We start from the raw sequence: 4,258 nt of genomic DNA, 5'->3' as shown, positions 1-4,258 counted from the left end.
GACGTCACCTTCCACCTCGCCCCGATCACCGCCGGCGAAGCCCTCGAGATGCTCAAGGCCACCCGCTCCTACGCCCTGCTCCAGGGCGCCCGCGGCCAGGCTCCCGTCGATCTGGGCGCTCTCGCCGCCGCCCTCCAGCGCATCAGCCAGCTGGCCACCGACTACCGCGAGATCACCGAGCTCGACCTCAACCCATTCATCGTCGGCCCGGTGGGATCAGAAGCCTACGTCGCCGACGCGCGGATGACGTTGGCGTCCGAGTAGCGATAGAAGCTGTGATCAGGGATCAGGGCTGCTAGGGCGCTGAGTGCACGGGCACGAAGTGCTGCGCCAATGTCCCCAGGACGGCGAAACTCTTTCCATTGTAGGAGTTGCCGCCAGTAGTGACGACGATCAGCCGTTGCTCGGGATCGATCAGGATGAATTGGCTCCCCCAACCTCGGGCAGCGATGAAAAACTTCTGCGGATCATCCGGCCGTTCCATCAGCCACCAGAGATAGCCGTAGCCGTCCTCTTCCTCGTCGCCGGTGTCGACCTGGGACCTTGTGGAGGCGCGGAGCCACTCCGCAGGGACGACCTGCCGATCCAGCCAGCGCCCCTGGTCGGCAACCAAGGCGCCGATCTTCGCCATGTCGCGAGGCCGAAGCATGAGGGACTGGGTCAATTCCGGATAGCCTTCCTTCTTGCCCCACGTGCTCCAGTCAAACTCGGTGATCCCGAGAGGCTCGAAGAGGTGTTCAGCGGCGAAAGCATCCGCATGCACGCCGGTGGCCTGGTGAATCACCCCAGCCAGCAAGTTGACCTCGGGTCCGGAGTAAGTCCACACCTCGCCGGGGGCGTGCCGTGGCCGTCGGGTCAACACCTGGCGGAAGCTCTCAGGCCCGGTGCCGCCGGTGCCGGCCATGGTCGGATCCACCTCCCAGGCGAGCCCCGCGGTCATCGTCAGGAGGTGCTCGAGCTTCACCTCCGCCCATCCCTGCGCCGCCTCGGCGGCCAGGTCGGGGAAGAAATCCAGCACCGGAGCGGAGACCCCGGCGATGGCACCGCGGTCGATGGCCAAACCGACCAAAAAAGCTGCAATCGACTTGGTGCAAGACTGGACGATGTGAAGGTCCTCAGGCCCGAAGCCGTGGAAATACTCCTCGAGCACCATGCGGCCATCCTTCGCGATGAGAAGCGAGTGCATCACTCCGCCCTCGCCCGCGATGAGAGCCCGCACCAGTTCCTCAAGTCGCTCCTGTTCGAGGCCAACCTCTTCCGGGGCCGCTGTCTGCCAGCCGTCGTCTCTCTCCGAGGGCTGCCGGTAACTATAGTCAGGGGCACCGGCCAACAGGCCGGGGACATCCCCGGGGTCCCGCCGCGTAGCGTTGATCTCGATCTGCTGCCCCTGGCGGTTGGTGCTCTTACCCTTCATGGTTCCAAGGTCGAGATCGACCGTGGCTTCAAAGGGGAAAGGTCCCGCCGTGAACTCGATTTTCGGGTGCCGGAAACGGACGTCCGAGAGGGGAGTCTCCATCTCCAGCCTCCCCTTCTTCAGCATGAAGAAAGAGCCACCCAGGCTCCCTTTGTCGAAGGTGAGGGCAATCACGATCTCATTGTAGCTCCCGTATGAAGTGGAGCTGTGCCAGGCACCCTGGGTCAACCCTTCGGGTGAGGGTTCGCTCGTGCATGCAGCGATGATCATGATGGCTGCCATGAGCCAAGCTGGTGGCAAGAGAAGTCTGCTCACAAGGATCTTCCCTGGTCTTCATTCGTGAGAGATATGTTGAACTCCCGCCTCGTCAGGTCGTCTGGTCTCTCGAAAGCAAGAGCAGCAGAACGTGTTCACCCGCCAGGAATAGCGCAAGCGAAGCTGTGCGTTATTCCTGGTCGGATGCCGCAACCTGTTGGCGTTCGCCTGGGATTCGGTCCTTCGCCTTGATCTCCTCCATCCTCTTCATGAGAAAGGCCAGAGAGGTGTCATCGTAATCGCCTTGGGGTGCTTGTCCACTAGCGATCGCTTGGGCAGCCTCGACCGCATCGCCCCGGACAAGCACGCGAACAATCTCTTGCATCTGTTCTGCAGAGTTACTCAATTCGGCGGCCCTTAGGGCAAAGGGCACCATCGCAGCGACTCGCGCTTTGCGGGGGAACGGTCCCTCAATGCGGCCAGACTTCTCCCGGTAGTACCCTCTGTTGAAGATCTGGATGGCCATGTGAATCCAGAGGCGCGGATCCTCCGCATCAGCAAGGAGCGCGTTTTCGGACTCTTCGTATGCTTCGGCGGTCTTCCCCTGATCATCTAGAAAACTCGCGTACCAAAGGATTGTCTGATCATCAGCGGGGTCGATTTCCAGCGCTTCGCGGTAGACCGCTTCTGCCTCCCCTTGGCGATCCATGCTAGCCAAAGAGTTGGCTTTGTTTCGCAAGATTGCCGGGTCCCTTTTCAGGGAATCTGGCACCGTGTCGGCGAGACTTGCTATCCAGTCGTACTTTCCGGCACGCTTATAGAAGTTAAAGAGTAGCAGTAGCGATTGTCGCAGCGGTAGCGAGGAAAAACTGCCTCCAAATCGCGGGCCGTCGTCACCGTGCTCTATTCCCAGTCTTTGTTCAATGATCAGCCGTCCGCGTTCCTGATCCTCAGGGTTAGGAGAATCATCCAGCGCATCGACGAAATGGAGAAGCAGCTCGTTGCTATAGGGATGTCGAGATCTTGCGACCTCAAGTGTTGCGCGCCGGTGACCTTCGAGGCCAGCCTTCTTGCACAGAATGTTGATTTCAGCGAAATCGTTCTCGTCTAGGTAGGGACTGTCGAGAACGTTGCGCAATTCCTTCGCGAGTGCTTTCGGTCCCTGGTTGTCTAGTGCCTGGCGGAGTTTGAGAATCGCATGCTCGCCCGTGGACTCCATAATCGCCTCGGCTTCGTCAAGAAGCGTTCCCACGTCAATGGCCGATCCACTCTGTGTCCCTGCAGTTGGATCCAGAGTCGCGATCATCTTGCCTAGTTTCTCATTCTCCTGGCGCAATTCCTCAAGCTCGCGTTCCGTGGTCTCCAGCTGTCTTCTGATGGCTTCATCGCCTGTGGCCCTGAGATCCAGTGGTAGTTCAGGAATAGCATCGTGCACCGGGTTGTCCGCCCGATTGGGCCGATCTGCTCGCTTTCTCACGGCTTCGGCGATGGCCTTGATAGCCTCAGGAAGTTCGGCGAGGTCGGTCGAGTATTCGATAACCCGGTATTGCCGCACATCGAACGGCAGTTTGTAGGCGGCGTCAACTATATGAACGGTTCCGCTCTTCCTGAAGGCATGGCGAATGCCAAGCTCAAACAACACGTTAGCGTTGCCCTGCGTGAGATCTGCTATCACGATATCGGCGTCTGCCAGATCTCTGATAATGTCATGCGTGATGTTGCCGGGCTCGTTTGAGATGTCACTTCGCTTGACTTCGTAGCCCGCTTGGTTAGCCCCCGGGACTATGATGCTCTGATAGACGCCGTCGAAATGCTTGCGCGTCGAAGGGTCATCGCCACCGTAGGGCATTATCACGAAACACTTGCTGCTCACGTAGTCACTCCTTTCGTCCGCTAACAGTTATTCTCGCCGACACGCGGTACCAGATTTATCCACCTGGTGCTCTCCTAGAGGCCCTAGGCACCTCCACCGACGGCCCGGTGCAAGATGCCTAGGCGTTCTGCCATGTCGCGCCGCGGAATCCAGACCCGCCTGACGGGGTCTCACCAGCCTCCGGCGAAGTTGACCCGAGACCGGAGGTCTCTCTCCCACCAGCCGATGCGCAGCGTCACGCTTCGCGGCGCAGCACCTCCGGCCTGGCCATCGGGCTTGCGCGATCGATGGCACTCTGCTTCGCGTTTCCGAGCGCGCCGCTGGACGACGAACTCCACGGTCTTCAGGCGGTCGCGGGTTTGTTCGTCGGAGCGGTACCGGAAACATAGGAGACTCGTTCCATGCCGGCCAGCAGTTCCTTGGTGCCCTTCTGGCCCAGCTTCAACTATTTCAGGCTGCTAGTCTAGCAGCCTGTCCGTGTATTCGGAAGGCTGCCACGGCGCCCAACGTAGACCAGGCCCTGTTGGCGGATGCGGCGAAAATCAGCAATGCCGAAGGGAAGCTCGATCATGACGTCTCCGGAGCCGTCATTGGAGACAGTCTAGCAGGGGTCTGGCCTCCCCTCTGTGGGAATCGGGATTGAGGGGGGTGTTCTTCGAGCGACACCGTTACGGCAGGTCGTACTTCGCCCGGACGTCGCTCGGCTTGTTGCCGTT

The 4,258-nt window shown here is 60.2% G+C and carries 3 protein-coding genes; 1 reads left to right on the top strand and 2 read right to left on the bottom strand.

Translation table 11 applies throughout. The annotated features are described in order from the left end of the window. Nucleotides 1-264, top strand: a 264-nt coding sequence (locus GY725_17495; protein ID MCP4005987.1) for a CoA-binding protein, incomplete at its 5' end; no start/stop codon positions are given. 31 nt (nucleotides 265-295) lie between these two features. Here the strand turns inward: GY725_17495 and GY725_17490 are convergent. Then, nucleotides 296-1,588, bottom strand: a complete 1,293-nt coding sequence (locus tag GY725_17490; GenBank protein MCP4005986.1) for a serine hydrolase — start codon at nucleotides 1,586-1,588, stop codon at nucleotides 296-298. A 271-nt stretch (nucleotides 1,589-1,859) separates the two neighbouring features. Beyond that, on the bottom strand, nucleotides 1,860-3,542 hold the full coding sequence (locus GY725_17485) for a hypothetical protein (protein ID MCP4005985.1): 1,683 nt from the start codon (nucleotides 3,540-3,542) through the stop codon (nucleotides 1,860-1,862). Between the last annotated feature and the right edge of the window lie 716 nt (nucleotides 3,543-4,258).

Source organism: bacterium, assembly GCA_024226335.1.
Classification (GTDB): Bacteria; Myxococcota_A; UBA9160; order SZUA-336; family SZUA-336; genus JAAELY01.
This window is presented reverse-complemented; position numbering and strand designations above follow the sequence as displayed.